The following is a 16,080-nucleotide window of genomic DNA, read 5'->3' on the forward strand; positions in this document are numbered from 1 at the left end:
AACAGCAAGCAGGGAACGAAAGGGAACGGCAATGACGAAGCAACCGACGCAGCAGCGTGCCAGAGCGAAGGTCAGGCGCATCCTCGACACTGCCAAGCAGCTGTTCCTCGAAGGCAACTACTTCGAGGTCACCACCAACCAGATAGCCCGCGAGGCCGGGGTGTCCATCGGCACGCTCTACACGTATTTCGCCGACAAGGAAGCCATCCTGGCCGCGCTCCTCGAGGAATACGACGAGTCGTTCAACGACGTGTTCGCACACGTCGACACCCAGGAATCGTTCAACCTGTTCCGCAACGACAAGAAAGAATGGCTCGGCCGTCTCATCGACCAGCTCGTCAACAGCGAGGACCGGCAGTTCCATCTCCAGATCGAGATGCTCGCTCGCGCCGTGCCCGCCGCCAGGCAGGTCCAGGAACGGCACAGCGAGAGGATCAAGGACCTCGTCCACCAATGCTGCCTGTACTACACCAACGGCGGTGACGTCAAAAACCTCAAGACGCTGTCGACCATCATCTTCGACTTCACCACCGCCCTCGTCGACGAACTGCTCTACACCGACCACACCAGCCAGGAGCGCGACCGGATCCGGCAGTCCGGCATCGACTCCCTCACGCTGATCATCGAGCGCAACATCGACCAATAGACATCTTGTCCCGGCGTTTGGTCACGTCTCCAGCCAACCACAATCCCCTATCACAAGGACCTTGGCGGTAAGTTCATCGTACCGTGAGGAAAGAATCTCCACGGATGGGTTATACGTGAAGATGTCAAGTGGTTCTATCACCCTTCCGCATCATAAAGTCGGGCAAACAAAGCTTTAGCGGACGGCACCACACGGCAGGGCGTTTTTTACATGCTCTCCTTTTTCAGGCCGCGGACCGCCAGTTGAATCCAATCAGATGGAGGCTCAACGGTTGTTTCTTCTCAATTCAATTTTCAGCGATATTCGCGGTCAACTTTCCGCGACTTACATACGCGGTAAGTGATATCGCAGTTGAAGGCCTCTGCCGTTAATGCATCTTTCCTCCTTGTCCCCTTAGGGGTACACTTTCCCGGTATGCGTTGCGGCAGCGTTTTGTCTCGTCTTGTATGGGAGGTGCGTGAAGCACTTACCTGGAAAGAGACGAAATGATGAATGTGAATGATCATGCGGGAGCCGAACGGCATGGAACGCGGCCGAGGATGGCTGTGGCCACCGAGAACCTCGTCAAGACGTATGGTGATTTCAAGGCGGTGGACGGGCTGAACTTGCAGGTGCCGATGGGCGGCGTCTACGGCCTGCTCGGGCCGAACGGAGCCGGGAAGTCGACCACGATGAAGCTGCTGCTGGGGCTCACCTCGCCGACTTCCGGCAGGATGTGGATGCTTGGAACCGAGGTTGACGGCAAGCGGGGCGCATGTCACCGCATCCGGCCTGGCCGTGTCGGTTCGATGATCGAGGGACCAAGTTTCTATCCCGGCCTTTCCGGATTGGACAACTGCCGGATGGTCGCGGATTATCTTGATCTGCCGGCTTCGTCGGCGACGCAGGTGCTGGACCGGGTCGGCCTGAAAAACCATGAAGGCAAGAAGGCGAAGGACTATTCGCTGGGTATGAAGCAGCGCTTGGGCATCGCCATGGCGTTGATTTCGAGGCCGGAGCTGCTGTTGCTCGACGAGCCCACGAACGGACTGGACGCCGAGGCGGTGGTCGAGGTCCGTGAGATGATCATGGATCTGGCGGCTCACGAGGGCGTCACCGTCATCATCAGCAGCCATATCCTCTCCGAAATCGAGAAGATGGCACCGGCGGTCGGCATCATCGCCTCCGGCCGTTTGCTATATCAGGGTTCCTTGGACGATCTGCGCGAACAGGGGCATATCGATATCCGCGTCTCCGACCCGAGAGCGGCAGCGGAAATGATCGGCCAAAACGGCATCGTCTATCGGTTCGTTCCGTCGACCTGTACGTTGCGGATTCCGGAATGCCCGGATGGCCGGATTGCCGGTCTGGTCTCTCAAATGGTCAATAGCGATATCGCGGTCTATCGCGTCGCCTCCGAACGCAAGAGCCTCGAAGAGGCGTTCCTCGAACTGGTGGAAAGCCCCGATTCCGGTCGTACCCAGACGCAGGTTACGGGAGGTGCTCGATGAGTTCGGTTACAAAGGGCTTTGCTTCCAGTCCATATGACAATTTGTATAGCAGCCAGCCGGCTAAAAAACCTTCTGCGGACCCAAACCGCGACGTGACTATCAAAAGCGGCGGTATCGTCACCGCAATCCATATGGAGTTGCGCAAATTGAAAGGGTCGTCGTTTTGTTGGATGGCCGCAGGTATGGCATTGCTGACCTCCGCATGGTCGGGCGCGGCATTCGCAAAGCGGGCCGGCGGCAATCCCGCACTCCGTACCGTTCTGCTCGCCGATAACGAACCGTACAGCTTCATCAGCCTGATGGCCCCGATTCTGGCCGCGCTGCTGACCAGCCGTTTGGCGGTGATGGAAACGGGCGGGTGAATGAACCTCAAATGGCTGTCGTTGGGCCAATCGGAAGTGACGAGGTTCCTCGCCAAGTTCGCGGTGGCGGGGTTGGCGCTCGCGATATGCTTCATCATTCCTTTGGTGTGGATTCCGATGGCGGCGAAAGCAAAAGGCTTCAGCTTTACCGGAAGTTTGGCGAGGCTGTTGGCGGTGACGTCGCTGATCGCGTTGTTCTCGTCGCTGGCGGTCACGGCCGTCCAATTGCTGATTTCCATGGTCATCGACAAACAGGCCGTGGGCCTTGGCGTCGGCGTCATCGCCGGTCTGATCGGTTCTGGCCTGATTGCGATGGACAAGCCGCAGTTCGGCTGGCTGTTTCCCGCTGGCATCAGTTCAGCCGCCGATCCCTTCGTGAGCCTTGCCACGGCAGACGGATACGCCAATGTGACGATGGTCGGTAATCCCTGGATCTGCGTAGTGACCAGTTTTGCCGCTTGTGTGATTTGGACGGTCGGTTCGGCGCTGATGATCAAAGCGAAGGAATCAAGACGATGAACGGGAATGACTTGGCAAATAGGCTGGCATCGGCGCAATGGCAAAAGAAAATGAGCGGAAACATGATGGTGGACGGACAAATGGCGGTAAACGGGTCGGTGATCAACAATCAGAATATGTCCAACGTGGCCTCTCCGGAATCCACTAATGGCAATGATGAGGTGACGAGGCATCTATCCAAACCGTCCGTGACTGCGGCACTTCGTTGGGAGATTCGCAAGGCGGGCAACCTGTGGTATTGGATCGCGACAGTGCTGTTCGATCTCATCGGGATGCTCAACGGATGGAGCCAGTATGTCGACTATCGCAAGGATTTCCAGGCCCAAGGCGTGACGTGGGCGGCGGTCTGGGGTCAGGCCATCCTGCTGCCCAGCATGGTGTTCATGCCGGTTCTCGTCGCCGCCTTCGCCGCCCAGATCGAGTCCAACGAGCACGTCGGCCGCAACTGGCAGCACCTCAATGCCAGCGGCACGGCATCCACGGCCATCATCGGGAAGATGCTGCACGGACTGTTGGCTTCGTTCTTGACCATGGTGGTGTTCGAGGCCGAATTCCTTGTGGTCGGCAAGGTGGTGCTGGGCTTCAGTCTGCGTGACGTCGGCCCGTTCCTGCTTCGAGGCGTTCCTATGACGTTGGCGCTCTGGGCGATCATGACGCTGACCCAGGCAATCTCGGCGCAATTCGAATCATTCGCCGGTACGATGAGTGTCGTCCTAGTGCTCACGCTTTTTGGATGTGCGCTTTCGCTGATCGTCCCTCCCCTGACGCTGATTTATCCCTTCTCGTTGGTTACCGGCGCCTCGGCCGCGCGTGATCTGGGCAATATCGCGTCTTTCGGTTCCATCATGGTCGCGACGTTGATGGCTCTGTTTTGGGTTATCGTCGGCGGGCTGCTGTTCCGCAGGCTCACCCGTAAGGCCGTGTGAACAATGTCCGATGTTATATGAAGGAAAGACCATAATGAGATAAATGGCTATCAGGAAAGAGAATGACATGAGCAAGATAAAACTGGTAGACAAAAAACGTTTGTTTCTCAACAAGGCGAATAGCGCCCATATATTTGTGATTCTGCTTGCGTTGTATGAGAGCGTCATGATAACTCGTTTGCTATTGGTTCCCAATATAGCTAATCCGACTCTATTCGCTTTGATGCAAAACACGGGATGGGGAACTCAACTTTTCGTGCTGATCATTGTTGCGGCCGTTATCGGAATATGGTTCTGCGAGCGTTGGCCGCTGTGGATTCTGATAATGGAAACCACTCTGCTTTTAATAACGGCGGGGCTGTTTGGCTCGGCATGCAGTTATTTGATGTTGATTTGGGCAGTTTCGGTATTTTTTGCTGCATCAAAAATCGAAAAATGGCCATTGCGAATTACCGCTGTTGTGTTGGCTGGGTTGCTGGGATTGGTCAGTTTGGCATTGGCAACGTCATTGAATCATGATGGTATTTTTTTTAGAATATTTATATCCTTTCACCTTGCTTTTCCTCATGTTCGCCGGATTTGGCATACTCGCGGAGAATATTAGGTAGCGTTGGCAATCCGAACAAGCGTTACTTCATGAACAAGAACGGGGCGAGAAACTTACGTGGCAGCGTGACCAAGCGGTACGGCAGTCACGGATCGCAGCGGAACTCCATGACAGCGTAGGCCACGATCTCACCGCCATCATCGCCCTTGCCGAAGGATTGGACGGTTCCGGCGACAGCCCTGAGGTCAACGACGCCATCGCCATGGTCAACGATTTGGCGCGACAGGGACTTGCGGACACCAGAACCGCAGTGAAGGCGTTGCAGCCAGATAATCAGAGTGAAGATAGAGATGCCGATCAGAAGAATTCTCATGCTTCCAAACCCGACGTTGCCGGTGAGATCGAAAAAGATATACCAAACCGCAACGCCATCATAACTGCCCAGGCTGGGCTTCATGACTGGGACGATATCGAACCGATTCTCGGCCATTCCCGACAAATCGGCATCGCCACGGCCTTGACAGAAACCGGACGTCGACCGCAGGATCAGCGACAGGCGGACTTGGTTTTCACCATCACCCGCGAATCCATCACCAACACGATCCGGCATGGGCAGGGAGCCAATAGAATCGTCGTTTCCTGGGACCATGACGCGCAAGGCGGCATCGCCATTACGGTGCGGGACAATGGGAAATCGGCTGATGGACTTGGGCGAAGCAACGTTGCCGAGAACAATTTGGTTGTTTCTAATGGTCAAAAGGACAAGACAGGTCTCGCCGATTCCGGAAACAATGTTGGAGCGTATCGATCGGGATTCAAACAAGCCGATGCCATCTCTCTGGAATCAATCGAACACAGCGGCGGTACGGGATTGACACGGCTCAAGACAAGCGTTGAAAGGGTTCGCGGTACGTTTGCCGCTGGGCCGGATGCCGACGGTTGGACGGTGAAGGCATATATCCCGTCTCTGACCGAGCCCGTTGATAGGCAATTTCAAGGCGGCGTGCAGATATGATTCATGTCATGATCGTCGACGACCAGCGTCCCACCAGAATGGGGTTCGCGCTGATGGTCGCCAAAGACCACGAGCTTCAGGTGGTGGGACAGGCAGAAAACGGGCAAGTGGCACTCGATGCGCTCGCTTCGCTGAAAGCCGCGGATAAACCATTGCCTGATGTCATACTCATGGACGTACGGATGCCGGTCATGGACGGCATCGACGCGACCGCCGCCGTCAAGCAGCGATATCCGAATATCAGAATCCTGATGCTGACCACTTACGACCAGGACGATTACGCGTTCGGAGCTCTGGGAGCGGGCGCGTCCGGATTCCTGCTCAAAGACGTACATACAGCCGACCTGTGCCGAGCGATTCATTCCGTATATGTTGGCGACGCAATCCTCACACCACGCATCACCGCCGAGGTGATCAGACGAGGAATCCCCAAAACGAACGCCGAAACAGAGCAAGCCGAACTGCGGGCTCGCTTCTCGACACTCGGCAGACGTGAGCTTGAGGTCGCCTCACTGGTCAGCGAGGGACTGTCAAACGCCGAAATCGCCGAACGTTTGAGCATCCAGCCCGATTCCGCCAAGAAAACGGTGAGCCGCATCCTCGCCAAGCTCGACGCCCGAGAGCGCGTCAACATAGCCGCCCTCTGGTACAAAGCCGACATGAGCGATGCGCGATGAATGGAATCAGCAAGATATTGCATCAAGAAAAACAGGCTGTACAATAAGTCAGATATTGGGTTATCAAACAGAAAAGACTGAAATCTACGGCAATCGTGTCTAATCGTGTCTTATCGTGTCTGGAAGTACAGAGACATGCTTAGAGGAATCACCTTTAGAATTGTTTGCGTCTCAGAATTCTCAGATAGTTCTTTTTAAAGTCACGACGGTTCCTGAACATTTTACGATCAGTGGCCGTGTCTTCTTTTTTTCTCGAATTTTAACGCTGTCAGTTCGATGGTGCACATCAAGTCCGCTGCCTGTTCGAGGCGGTAATCCTTCGGTTGAGCGTCACGGTATATGACAGCTTCTTTGGACAGAGCATAGTCGATGGACGATTGAAGAGCATTGGTGACGATTTGCTGGCCATTGTCGTAATATATCTTGATCGTCTCATACGATTGGAACTCATCGAGATGTGAGAGAAAGAAATTCGCCAAATCACGTTTTAGCTGCGCCTCAAACCGAGTTTTGTTATCACCGAACATGCTCTTTCGGTGAGCGAATGTCACATACCTGAACGGGAGATAACGAGCCAGCGTGAAGAACGCGGAAAACAACCGCTTGCGATCCGCCAAAGGCATATTCCCATAATCGTCGTGACCATTGAACAACGGACCAGCGTGAAACGGGATATCGGGCAGTCCAGAATCCCGTAAACGACGCTCATATCGCTCGATGGGCTCAGCAATGGGTGAAGATTGGACATGCAGCACAAGCGTGATGAGATAGTATTCGGATAATTTGCCCCACTCACCGGATTCATCCACGAAGATACTCAGCTCGCTCAACGGAGTCCCCTGACGATACGGCGTATAATGTAATGCCGGGGGAATACCCCCGGCGACTTGGAGCCTTACCCTTTCGGGACAAAGCACTATTCATTTTGCCAGAGAACATCTCAATATGCAAGTTTGTTTCAGCGGAAGCATCAGGAGACACCGGCCAGAATTTGTGTCCAAAATAGGCGTCGAAGTGTTCTGACATATAGCTTAGAAGCTGTTTGAGATCGGCTGCGGGGATTTGAATTTTCTCTTTGCTTACTCCCTCAATAGTCCGGACTGTTTTTGGACACACATTCTGGCCTATAACCCTCTAATCATGTCTGAAAAAAGAAAAAGCCTGAAATTCCGATGTCTTGAAAACTTTGGAATTTCAGGCTTTTCTCGTCGGGTCGGCGGGACTTGAACCCGCGACCCTTTGTTGGATTGACGGTAGAAACGGCTGGTAACGGACAGTACCGGAAAATGCCGGTAACGTAGGAATCGCAACGATAATCAGGATGATCCGAAAAACGGTAGGGACGACTAGTGACGGTAAATAACGGAGGTCATCGTGTCTGAATCGTGTCTGAAAGCGACATCTACCCTGTTTACTTGACCAATATTCTGTCTGGGCTTTCCGCGCTCCGATAATTCGGACACATACGTATATGCATGCGCAGGCAGGCCCCGAAACTACTCAATCACGGCGACCTATGCCGTACTTTTACACAGAACACGACAAACCATGCTTCGAGAAAGCGGAAACGGTGTCGCCCTGGTGGCTTGGACTCGGCAATAGCATCCATCTATTAGAATTTTTGATTATGGGCATTTCACGTAGGTTCGCGATGACACGGTCGGCCCTGCTCGACTTCGCGCACGATGGCAGGCGCTCTGGAGCGCTCATGCTGGCGGCGGCCGTGCTGGGTCTGCTACTGGCGAATCTGCCGGCCACGGAACCCTTATATCGTGGCGTGGCTGATTTCCGCATCGTCGTTCCGCTGCCGGAATTGACGATGGGGCTCGGCGATTGGGCGCGCGACGGGCTATTGGCCGTCTTCTTCCTTGTGGTCGGCCTCGATCTGAAATGCGAGCTGACGACGGGCTCGCTCTCCCGCGTGCGCGATGCCCTCGTCCCCGTGATCGCGGCGGTCGGCGGCGTGCTGGCACCGATACTCCTCTACCTGCTGGCCAATGCCGGATCTCCCTCTACGCTAAGCGGATGGACGGTGCCTACCGCCACGGACATCGCCTTCTCGGTAGCCGTGCTGGCGATGGCCGGCGGGAAGGGGGCGTCACGGCTGGCACCTTTCCTGACCACCCTGGCCGTGGCCGACGACGTGATCGGCATACTGCTCATCGCCGTCGTCTATTCGCATGGCGGCCGACTATGGGCGCTTATACCTCTGGCGTTGTGTCTGCTGGCGTGGTGGCTGCTCGCACGGATGGAAAAGCCCATATGTCTGCTCATGGCTCCGGTCGCTCTGGTCGCATGGTACATGGCATTGCTCTCGGGCATCCATCCCACCATCGCCGGGGTCGTCCTCGGTCTGCTCGCGCCCGGCCGTCCAATGCACGCGAAGACCCGTGTCCGCGCCGAACGGTGGTCGAACGCCATCGGGCCGTTCTCCTCGCTGATCGTCCTGCCCGTCTTCGCTTTCTTCGCCATGGGAGTCTCCTTGCATGGCATGAACATCCTCACTCTGGCAAGTCCCATATTCCTGGGCGTGTTCTTTGGTCTGGTCATCGGGAAGCCGCTCGGCGTCACCTTGGCCGGAAAGGCCTGCCATCTCTGCGGACTGGGCTCGGGGCGCCGGCCGCTGGTCCGAAGCAAGAAGGGAACGGGTACGGCACGAATCGCCGCTCTTGAGGAGATGGGCATGGCCCAGCTGTGCGGCATCGGGTTCACGGTCGCCTTCCTCATGGCCGACCTCGCCTTCGCCGACCCGGTCTACTCCGGCATCGCCAAAATTGGCGTCCTCGCTGGATCCATCACCGCCGCGCTCATAGGATCGTCCGAACTGCTCATAGCCGGACATCGCAAACATTCCAACGAGTAACGGGAACTCCCGGCAAAACCAATGGCGTGACTTCCGACCCATCACATGCTTCCGGTGATTTCCGCTCTGTCGACAAGCTTGCGTAATTCATCAATAAGCGGTATAGATCGGCGTCGGCCGCCCGAAACCATATCCTGCCCAGAATGGGCTCGCCGACGAAGTGAAACGTTACTTGCAGTCGGTCTCACGACCGGCTCGTTCTTTTGCGTAACCGACGAACCGGTCGACGGCCTCGGGCGTGCGGTGGTCGAAGAACAGGCTCGTCTCCGTGTCGAGTCCCCTAATCGCGGCCATGTCGTCGCCATTCAGTTTGAAATCGAAGATGCCGAGGTTCTCGGCCATGCGAGCCTTATGTGTGGTCTTGGGCAAGACCACGATTCTGCGCTGGGTAAGCCATCGCAGGATGACTTGCGCGACCGATTTTCCGTTCCGTCGGGCGATGGACCGCAGGACCGGGTTGGCGAACATGCCTGACTTGCCCTCGCCGAACGGGGCCCAAGCCTCGTGCGCGACGTCGAGCCGGTCCATGTTCATGTGAGCTCCGGCCTGTTGGTCGAGCGGGTGGGTCTCGACCTGGTCGACCATCGGGGCGATCTCGTTGAACGCGGCCATGTCCGCGAGGCGGTCCGGATAGAAGTTGCTCACGCCAATCGCGCGAACCACGCCATCATTGTAAAGCTTCTCGAGCGCATGCCACGCCCCGTAACAGTCTGCGAACGGCTGGTGCAGCAGCACGAGGTCGAGATGTCCGTCCCCAGCTTTCGCAGTGAATCGTCAATGGATCTCAGCGTGTTCTCATAGCCGTAGTTGCTGATCCACACCTTGGTCGTGACGAACAGGTCTTTCCTGTCGATACCGGATTGCCGGATGCCCTCGCCCACCTCGGTCTCGTTGAAGTACGACTGGGCGGTGTCGATGAGACGGTAGCCGGTCTCGATCGCCTCACGCACGCAACGCGCACACTCGTCCCCGCCTATCTGGAAGACGCCGTAACCGATCTGGGGCATCCCCACCCCGTTGCTCAAAGCAATGTTCCTCATCATCGTTCCTTTCGATTGCCGTTGTGTCCAGCTGATTCCAGACGATATCCTCCGGTAGCAGCTACCGGTCAAACCACGACACACCGGTAGCAACAACCGGACGCTGAGACCGCGCACGACGTGCGATAATGATGACAGCCAACCCGAGACTTCGACGGAACAGGAAACCCTTATGACGGACGCAGCAGAAAAACGCAGTCATCCGTACACGATGAAAGAGACGTGCGGACGTATCGGCATGAACTACGAGGCGCTGAAATTCTACTGCAACGAAGGCCTCGTGCCAGGACTCAAACGTAACGAACATAACCACCGCGTCTTCGATGAGCACCAGGTGGCTTGGCTGGAGGGCCTTGGCTGCCTGCGCCGCTGCGGCATGGGCATCAAGGAGATGAAGCGCTACAGGGACCTCTGTCTGGAAGGCCGGTCCTCCATTCCCGAACGACAGCGCATGCTCGATGCCAAACGCCATGAGTTGCAAGCCCAGGTCAAGGAAATCAGAGACTCCATCGCCTACATCGACCGTAAGCAACGTTTCTACGACGACGTCCAAGCCGGACGCGCCGAATACCACAGCAACCTACTGCCAGACAAACTCGAGAAGCCAGACAACGAATAAAACCGAATACACCATTCTCACGCTGCTGGCCATACTCAAATTTGACGGAACCGGATGATGAAAGGCTCAATAGCCATTACCAGCGGATTTCCGTCTTAAATCAATCGGACTGATACGATTGCCAGTAATGGAAGATCCGCGAATGGAAGGGAACAATATGAGAGCCAGCCAAGAGGCTTGTGCCCAAGTTTCTGCCGCATCGTAGAAAGACAAAGCCCCGGGAGCTTGGTTCGGAAACCAGAGGCTTGTCCGGGGCATACGCGGAGAGTATATCATGAATGCGTGTCCAAAATCAGCATCGAATCGTTCTGCCATATAGCATAAAAGCTCTTTAAGATTGGCAACGAGAGATTCAAACCTGCTCTTTGCATACTCTCTCAGTGCTTCGATGCTGATTTTGGACACACATTGTGGCCCATACTCCGCTACCGTCACAGGTGCCGAAAACGACGGAGGTCTGCGGTCATCGTGTCTAATCGTGTCTGAGAAAAGAAAAAGCCTGAAATCCCGATGTCTTGAAAACGTTGGAATTTCAGGCTTTTCTCGTCGGGTCGGCGGGATTTGAACCCGCGACCCCTTGACCCCCAGTCAAGTGCGCTACCAAACTGCGCTACGACCCGAACAGTGCAAAGCACCGAAAGAAAAGTTTAGCACAAACGCAACGGTAACACTACTATCGGCGTGGCGCGGAAGAATAGGAGATTTGGGTCATCAAGACGAAAGACAGGAATAACAAATCAGAGCCATTGAAAACGGACAAATAAATACGCTAAAATATGCGAGCTTACTGCACGGGTACCCTAGGTAAAACCAAACGTGCGTGCGTCCATCATTGAAGGTGAACGTTGCGGAACCTATATCTTGGATTTAAAAACAGGAATGCAAGTCGCAAGCAAAAACAAACTCACGACTCACATTCCCCTCGTGATATCTTTACTTCTTCTTGCCGTTCGACTTGCGCTCGCGGATGTGCACCGAGATCTGGATCGGGGTGCCTTCGAAACCGAACTCCTCGCGCAGCTGGCGTTCGATGTAACGGCGATAACCGTGCTCAAGGAAGCCTGTGGCGAAGATGACGAAGCGCGGAGGACGCGTCGACGCCTGCGTGGCGAACAAAATCCGCGGCTGCTTGCCGCCGCGCAACGGGTGCGGATGGGCGGACTGGATGCGGCCGAGGAACGAGTTGAGCTTGCCGGTCGGTATGCGCTTGTCCCAGGAATCCAAAGCCGTGTTCATCGCAGCAAGCAGACGGTTGGTGTGCCATCCGGTCTTGGCGGAAAGATTGACACGCTGGGCCCACGTGACCTGATCGAACTCGGTCTGCCATAGGCGCTCGAGGCGCTGCCGGTCGAATTCGTCCATCAGGTCCCACTTGTTGAACACCAGCACGACGGCACGCCCGGCGTCCACGGCCTGGCTCATCACCTTGAGGTCCTGGTCGGCGATCGGCTGCGAGGCGTCGAAAAGCACCAACGCCAGCTCGGAACGTTCGATGGCGGCCTGCGTACGCAGCGACGAATAATATTCGGCTCCGGAAAGCTTGTGCAGACGACGCTTGATGCCGGCCGTGTCGATGAACAGCCAATCCTCGTCGCCGATGCGAATGACCTCATCGACCGGGTCGCGCGTGGTGCCCGCCAGATCGTTGACCACGCTGCGTTCCTCGTGCGCCAGCTCGTTCAAGAGCGAGGACTTGCCCACGTTCGGCCTGCCGATCAGGGCGACACGGCGCAGGTTGGTCGGCGTGAGGAAACCGGAGGTCTTCTTGGCCTTGGCCAGGGTGTCGACGGCCACGTCGAGCAGGTCGCCTACCCCCCTGCCGTGCATCGCTGAAATCCCGTACGGTTCTCCCAGCCCGAGCTTCCAGAAGTCGGCCGCCAGATATTCGTTGGAGCCGTCGTCGATCTTGTTGACGGCCAACACCACCGGCTTGCCGCTTTCGCGCAGCATATGAACGATACGTTCATCGGTGGAGGTAATGCCGACCTGACCGTCGACCACCAGCACCACGGCGTCGGAAAGCCCCACGGCCACCTGGGCCTGCGAGGCGATTGCGGATTCGATGCCCTCGACATCGGCTTCCCAACCGCCGGTGTCGACGAGTTTGAAGTCCGTGCCGGCCCATTCGGCGTCGTAGCTCACACGGTCGCGGGTGACGCCCGGGGTGTTCTCCACGACGGCCGCGCGACGGCCGAGAACACGGTTGACCAAGGTCGACTTGCCGACGTTCGGACGGCCGACCACGGCGAGCACGCCGACGGCCTTCTGGTTGGCGGCCGAAGACGAATCCCCGGTCTCACCGGCCAGCAACGCCTCGTCTTCCTCGTCAAGGTCGTAGCCTTCGAGATTGGCGGCATACTGCTTGTAGGACTGTTCCTCAGCGGCGGCGTCGACCAGTTCGACGAGCCTGTCCAATGTCTCTTCAAACGTGAGGTCGGAATTGTCGACGGTCGTCACGCCCTCGGCCGCTTCGAAGAAGCTCGTGGCCTTGGAATCGGCCTTGTCACGGGCTATAACGTTATCGGCGCCGACGCCGGTCCCAGCCGCAGACTGTCCGGTTCTCCGAGCCTGACGCACTTCGGGTCGCGCGGTCAACAGCACCCGCACTTCTGCATTGGGAGCGACGACGGTGGTGATGTCACGACCTTCGGCGACGATGCCGGCGCCTTTCGAGAATGAATCCGCGGAGACTTCCCGGTTGATGTACGCCCGTTGCGCGGCGATCAGCAGATGCCGCACCGGTACGATATTCGAGACTTTCGAGACGTGGGACGAGACACTCGAATCGCGAATCGCCTCGCTGATGTCTTCGCCGTCGACCAAGACCTTCGGCTCGTCGGGGTCGACGCCGATATCGAAGTGGTCTCCGGTGAACAGCTCCCCCACCATTTCGGTGATCGTCTGTTCGTCGACAGTCTCGGCATCCAGGTCGGCACCTTGCTTCAGGCACCACCAGGCAGCGGCGCGATACATGGCCCCGGTATCGAGGTAGGCGTAGCCGAAATACTTGGCCAGCGCCTTGGACGTCGAGGATTTGCCCACACCGGCGGGCCCGTCAATGGCTACGCGTATCACAGGCCTACCTCCTTGGAAAGCGAGCGAACCTCGGTCTGTGAAAGCACTCGGTAGGAGCCGGGCTTGAGATCGCCGAGTTTAATCGGTCCGATCTGCGTACGCACGAGCCTGCGCACCGGGAAGCCGACGGCGCCGAAGATACGGCGGACGATGCGGTTCTTGCCCGAATGCAGCACCACCTTGACGATGGTCTGATCACGCGAGGAATCGATGATGGCGCAATGGTCGAGCCGAATCAGCCCGTCGTCCAGGTTGACCCCCTGGCTGACCAGTCGCCGACAGATGTTGCCACTGATGCGTCCGTCCAACGTGGCGACGTAGGTCTTCTTGACCTCGTAGCGCGGATGCATGACGTGCTGGCTCAGCTCGCCGTCATTGGTCATCAGGATGAGGCCTTCGGTTTCGTAATCGAGACGCCCCATATGGAAAATGCGCTCGTATTTGTCGCCGACGATGTCGCGGAGCGTATAGCGCCCCTTCGGATCATCCATCGTCGAAAGCACCTTCTTGGGCTTGTTCAACGCCAAGGTGATGTGCTTGTTGTTGAGCCGGATCCTCGACCCGTCGACCCGGATCTGCTGGCTGGACGGGTCAACGCGGGTGCCGAGCTCGGTCACCAGTTCCCCGTCGACCTCGACCCTGCCCTCGGTGATGATTTCCTCACACTTGCGCCTGGAGCCGAAACCGGCCTGTGCCAACAGCTTTTGAAGTCGAATCCCTTCATCGTAATTATCGTGATGCGCCTTTTCGGCGTGTGAATATGCGTGTGGCATCGTTCTCCCAACGTGGCCTTGCGAAACGGCTTGATTCCAGCGTTTCGTCGCGTACTGTACTCGCAGCGTTCCGACCTTGAAAAAATGTCCGAACACAACTTGTTTTATTATACAGTAGTTACTGCCCCTTTGCTATTATGAAAGATTGTATGGCGTGATTCGCCACTTTGACAATAAAAGGAACAGTGATGACGGAACAACAAGCACAACATACGGAAAATAAGACTTCGCCGGTCATTTCCATTTCAGGAATCTGCAGCGAACTTGTCGGCAGTTTCCTTATTTTTATCGCAATCTACTTGGTATCGGCGCTCAGCCCGTCATTGTATGGCCCGAGCGCGATCCTGGTCGCCGCTGCCACCGGTCTCGCCTACGCTGCGATGACCTTTGTCTTCGGCAGGTTCTCGGGCGGCCAGTTCAACCCGGCTGTGACGCTGGCGGCGATGCTGGTCAGCAAGATCGGTATCGTCAACGGCATCTGCTATATCGTGGCCCAGGTCGTCGGCGCCATTGCGGCCGGTGGCGTCGCCAAGCTGGTGCTGCCGACCTCGAAGGCCGCTCCGGCCAGGATGTGGTTCGCCAATGCGGTCAACGGCTATGATAAGGGATCCATTTCCGCCACCCAGCTGCAGCAGGCCGGCGTAAGTTTCGGCATTCTCTTCGCGGTTGTTGTCGAAGTCATCGCCACCATCATTGTCGTAGCGGCTTCGTTGCGTGCGATTGACGACGACGGCAAGGCCACCGCCAACGCCGCGGCCATCATGGGCGTCGCCTATGCGCTCGGCGTCACCTTCACCTATCCGGTCACCGGCTCGTCGCTCAACCCCGCACGCGCCACCGGCATCGCCATTTTCGCCAACAACGCCGGTCTTGCCACCCACCCGTTGCAGCAGCTCTGGATCTTCTGGATCTGCCCGATTCTCGCCGCGGCCATCGTCGCCATCGTCGTTATCATTGCTCAGATGATTTCCAGCAAGAATTCGGAGGATGCCGAAGCTCTCGACGTCACCGCCGACTGGGAGCAGGAAGACGCTCAGTCCGAAAACGGGAGCGCCGATGACGATGAGTCTGCTGACGCCGAGAAGTCCGATGATTTTCAGATGCCCTCCCTCACAGAATCAGAGATTCCATCCGAGACGACCGATGAACCCAAGCCCGAAAACGACGCTACGGTCGAAAGCCCCCAAAACGAGGAAAGCCAAACGGATACCGACAAAGATTGAGACAATCGCTTTACATCATCAACTGAATGCTGAAGTAAACGACCAGTAATCCGATTCCCAAAGCGATGCCGATAAAGGCATCAAACCCTACGGAACGTATCTTCCAAGGGCTTCGGTCTTTGAAGATTAATCGAATCAATCCGGTAATGATGGCCGTCGCAGCGAATACCGCTGTGGCGGCCATCGTATATCCGAAACCAGCTAACACTGCGGCAATGATAACGACGACAAGCACTCCCCATTCGAATAGTGGTTTGCCTTCGTTTTTCTCGGAGACATACGGGTGCTTGTGGGACATGGCCATT

At 56.7% G+C, this 16,080-nt stretch carries 14 protein-coding genes, 1 tRNA gene and 2 pseudogenes; 11 read left to right on the forward strand and 6 right to left on the reverse strand.

Translation table 11 applies throughout. The annotated features are described in order from the left end of the window. The first annotated feature begins 31 nt into the window (after positions 1-31). The 8 genes from OZX71_RS04355 (at position 32) to OZX71_RS04390 (ending at position 6,182) form a co-directional block, all read left to right on the forward strand. Positions 32-646: a TetR/AcrR family transcriptional regulator gene (locus OZX71_RS04355; RefSeq protein ID WP_277159470.1), complete on the forward strand. Its 615-nt coding sequence runs from the start codon at positions 32-34 to the stop codon at positions 644-646. 485 nt (positions 647-1,131) lie between these two features. Next, the gene (locus OZX71_RS04360; RefSeq protein ID WP_277159471.1) at positions 1,132-2,136 is read left to right on the forward strand and encodes an ABC transporter ATP-binding protein; all 1,005 of its coding nucleotides are present in this window, start codon (positions 1,132-1,134) and stop codon (positions 2,134-2,136) included. 92 nt (positions 2,137-2,228) lie between these two features. Then, positions 2,229-2,498, forward strand: a complete 270-nt coding sequence (locus OZX71_RS04365) for a hypothetical protein (protein ID WP_277159472.1) — start codon at positions 2,229-2,231, stop codon at positions 2,496-2,498. Beyond that, entirely contained in the window at positions 2,499-3,017 is a 519-nt protein-coding gene (locus OZX71_RS04370) for a hypothetical protein (RefSeq protein ID WP_277159473.1), read from the forward strand. It abuts the gene before it with no gap. After that, positions 3,014-3,943, forward strand: coding sequence for an ABC transporter permease (locus OZX71_RS04375; protein WP_277159474.1), 930 nt, complete (start codon positions 3,014-3,016; stop codon positions 3,941-3,943). Before OZX71_RS04370 ends, OZX71_RS04375 begins: the two co-directional genes overlap by 4 nt. A 67-nt stretch (positions 3,944-4,010) precedes the next feature. Then, the gene (locus OZX71_RS04380; protein WP_277159475.1) at positions 4,011-4,547 is read left to right on the forward strand and encodes a hypothetical protein; all 537 of its coding nucleotides are present in this window, start codon (positions 4,011-4,013) and stop codon (positions 4,545-4,547) included. Between the two features lie 94 nt (positions 4,548-4,641). Beyond that, complete coding sequence (locus OZX71_RS04385) at positions 4,642-5,505, forward strand: histidine kinase (protein WP_277160655.1); 864 nt, start codon at positions 4,642-4,644, stop codon at positions 5,503-5,505. Further along, positions 5,502-6,182: a response regulator transcription factor gene (locus OZX71_RS04390; RefSeq protein ID WP_277159476.1), complete on the forward strand. Its 681-nt coding sequence runs from the start codon at positions 5,502-5,504 to the stop codon at positions 6,180-6,182. Before OZX71_RS04385 ends, OZX71_RS04390 begins: the two co-directional genes overlap by 4 nt. A 154-nt stretch (positions 6,183-6,336) precedes the next feature. Here OZX71_RS04390 and OZX71_RS04395 read toward each other — a convergent pair. Continuing rightward, positions 6,337-7,012: pseudogene (locus tag OZX71_RS04395) on the reverse strand (DUF3800 domain-containing protein). Positions 7,013-7,809: 797 nt separating this feature from the next. On the opposite strand from OZX71_RS04395, the gene OZX71_RS04400 reads away from it, so the two are divergent. Next, complete coding sequence (locus tag OZX71_RS04400; RefSeq protein WP_277159478.1) at positions 7,810-9,045, forward strand: Na+/H+ antiporter NhaA; 1,236 nt, start codon at positions 7,810-7,812, stop codon at positions 9,043-9,045. A 168-nt stretch (positions 9,046-9,213) separates the two neighbouring features. Here the strand turns inward: OZX71_RS04400 and OZX71_RS04405 are convergent. Beyond that, positions 9,214-10,088 (reverse strand): annotated as a pseudogene (locus OZX71_RS04405) (aldo/keto reductase). Between the two features lie 169 nt (positions 10,089-10,257). On the opposite strand from OZX71_RS04405, the gene OZX71_RS04410 reads away from it, so the two are divergent. Further along, positions 10,258-10,704, forward strand: coding sequence for a MerR family transcriptional regulator (locus OZX71_RS04410; protein ID WP_277159479.1), 447 nt, complete (start codon positions 10,258-10,260; stop codon positions 10,702-10,704). A gap of 546 nt (positions 10,705-11,250) precedes the next feature. Here OZX71_RS04410 and OZX71_RS04415 read toward each other — a convergent pair. The 3 genes from OZX71_RS04415 to OZX71_RS04425 form a co-directional block, all read right to left on the reverse strand. Continuing rightward, positions 11,251-11,324: transfer RNA gene (locus tag OZX71_RS04415), tRNA-Pro, on the reverse strand. Positions 11,325-11,637: 313 nt separating this feature from the next. Continuing rightward, positions 11,638-13,779 carry a bifunctional cytidylate kinase/GTPase Der gene (gene der, locus OZX71_RS04420; protein WP_277159480.1) on the reverse strand — a complete coding sequence of 714 codons (2,142 nt, stop codon included), beginning with the start codon at positions 13,777-13,779 and terminating at the stop codon, positions 11,638-11,640. Continuing rightward, complete coding sequence (locus tag OZX71_RS04425; protein ID WP_277146734.1) at positions 13,776-14,552, reverse strand: pseudouridine synthase; 777 nt, start codon at positions 14,550-14,552, stop codon at positions 13,776-13,778. Before OZX71_RS04425 ends, der begins: the two co-directional genes overlap by 4 nt. A 188-nt stretch (positions 14,553-14,740) precedes the next feature. Between OZX71_RS04425 and OZX71_RS04430 the strand changes: the two genes are divergently transcribed. Further along, positions 14,741-15,775 carry an aquaporin gene (locus tag OZX71_RS04430; protein ID WP_277159481.1) on the forward strand — a complete coding sequence of 345 codons (1,035 nt, stop codon included), beginning with the start codon at positions 14,741-14,743 and terminating at the stop codon, positions 15,773-15,775. 10 nt (positions 15,776-15,785) lie between these two features. Here the strand turns inward: OZX71_RS04430 and OZX71_RS04435 are convergent, their stop codons facing one another. Next, positions 15,786-16,073, reverse strand: a complete 288-nt coding sequence (locus OZX71_RS04435; RefSeq protein WP_277159482.1) for a DUF3017 domain-containing protein — start codon at positions 16,071-16,073, stop codon at positions 15,786-15,788. Positions 16,074-16,080 lie beyond the last annotated feature (7 nt).

The organism is Bifidobacterium sp. ESL0764, from assembly GCF_029395515.1.
Lineage (GTDB): Bacteria > Actinomycetota > Actinomycetes > Actinomycetales > Bifidobacteriaceae > Bifidobacterium.

Excerpts from the sequence above, each read along its gene's own strand:
- OZX71_RS04355 (WP_277159470.1), top strand. The coding sequence starts at position 32 with ATGACGAAGCAACCGACGCAGCAGCGTGCCAGAGCGAAGGTCAGGCGC.
- OZX71_RS04370 (WP_277159473.1), top strand. The coding sequence starts at position 2,499 with ATGAACCTCAAATGGCTGTCGTTGGGCCAATCGGAAGTGACGAGGTTC.
- OZX71_RS04360 (WP_277159471.1), top strand. The coding sequence starts at position 1,132 with ATGATGAATGTGAATGATCATGCGGGAGCCGAACGGCATGGAACGCGG.
- OZX71_RS04425 (WP_277146734.1), bottom strand. The coding sequence starts at position 14,552 with ATGCCACACGCATATTCACACGCCGAAAAGGCGCATCACGATAATTAC.
- OZX71_RS04375 (WP_277159474.1), top strand. The coding sequence starts at position 3,014 with ATGAACGGGAATGACTTGGCAAATAGGCTGGCATCGGCGCAATGGCAA.
- OZX71_RS04430 (WP_277159481.1), top strand. The coding sequence starts at position 14,741 with ATGACGGAACAACAAGCACAACATACGGAAAATAAGACTTCGCCGGTC.
- OZX71_RS04380 (WP_277159475.1), top strand. The coding sequence starts at position 4,011 with ATGAGCAAGATAAAACTGGTAGACAAAAAACGTTTGTTTCTCAACAAG.
- OZX71_RS04400 (WP_277159478.1), top strand. The coding sequence starts at position 7,810 with ATGGGCATTTCACGTAGGTTCGCGATGACACGGTCGGCCCTGCTCGAC.
- OZX71_RS04410 (WP_277159479.1), top strand. The coding sequence starts at position 10,258 with ATGACGGACGCAGCAGAAAAACGCAGTCATCCGTACACGATGAAAGAG.
- OZX71_RS04390 (WP_277159476.1), top strand. The coding sequence starts at position 5,502 with ATGATTCATGTCATGATCGTCGACGACCAGCGTCCCACCAGAATGGGG.
- OZX71_RS04435 (WP_277159482.1), bottom strand. The coding sequence starts at position 16,073 with ATGTCCCACAAGCACCCGTATGTCTCCGAGAAAAACGAAGGCAAACCA.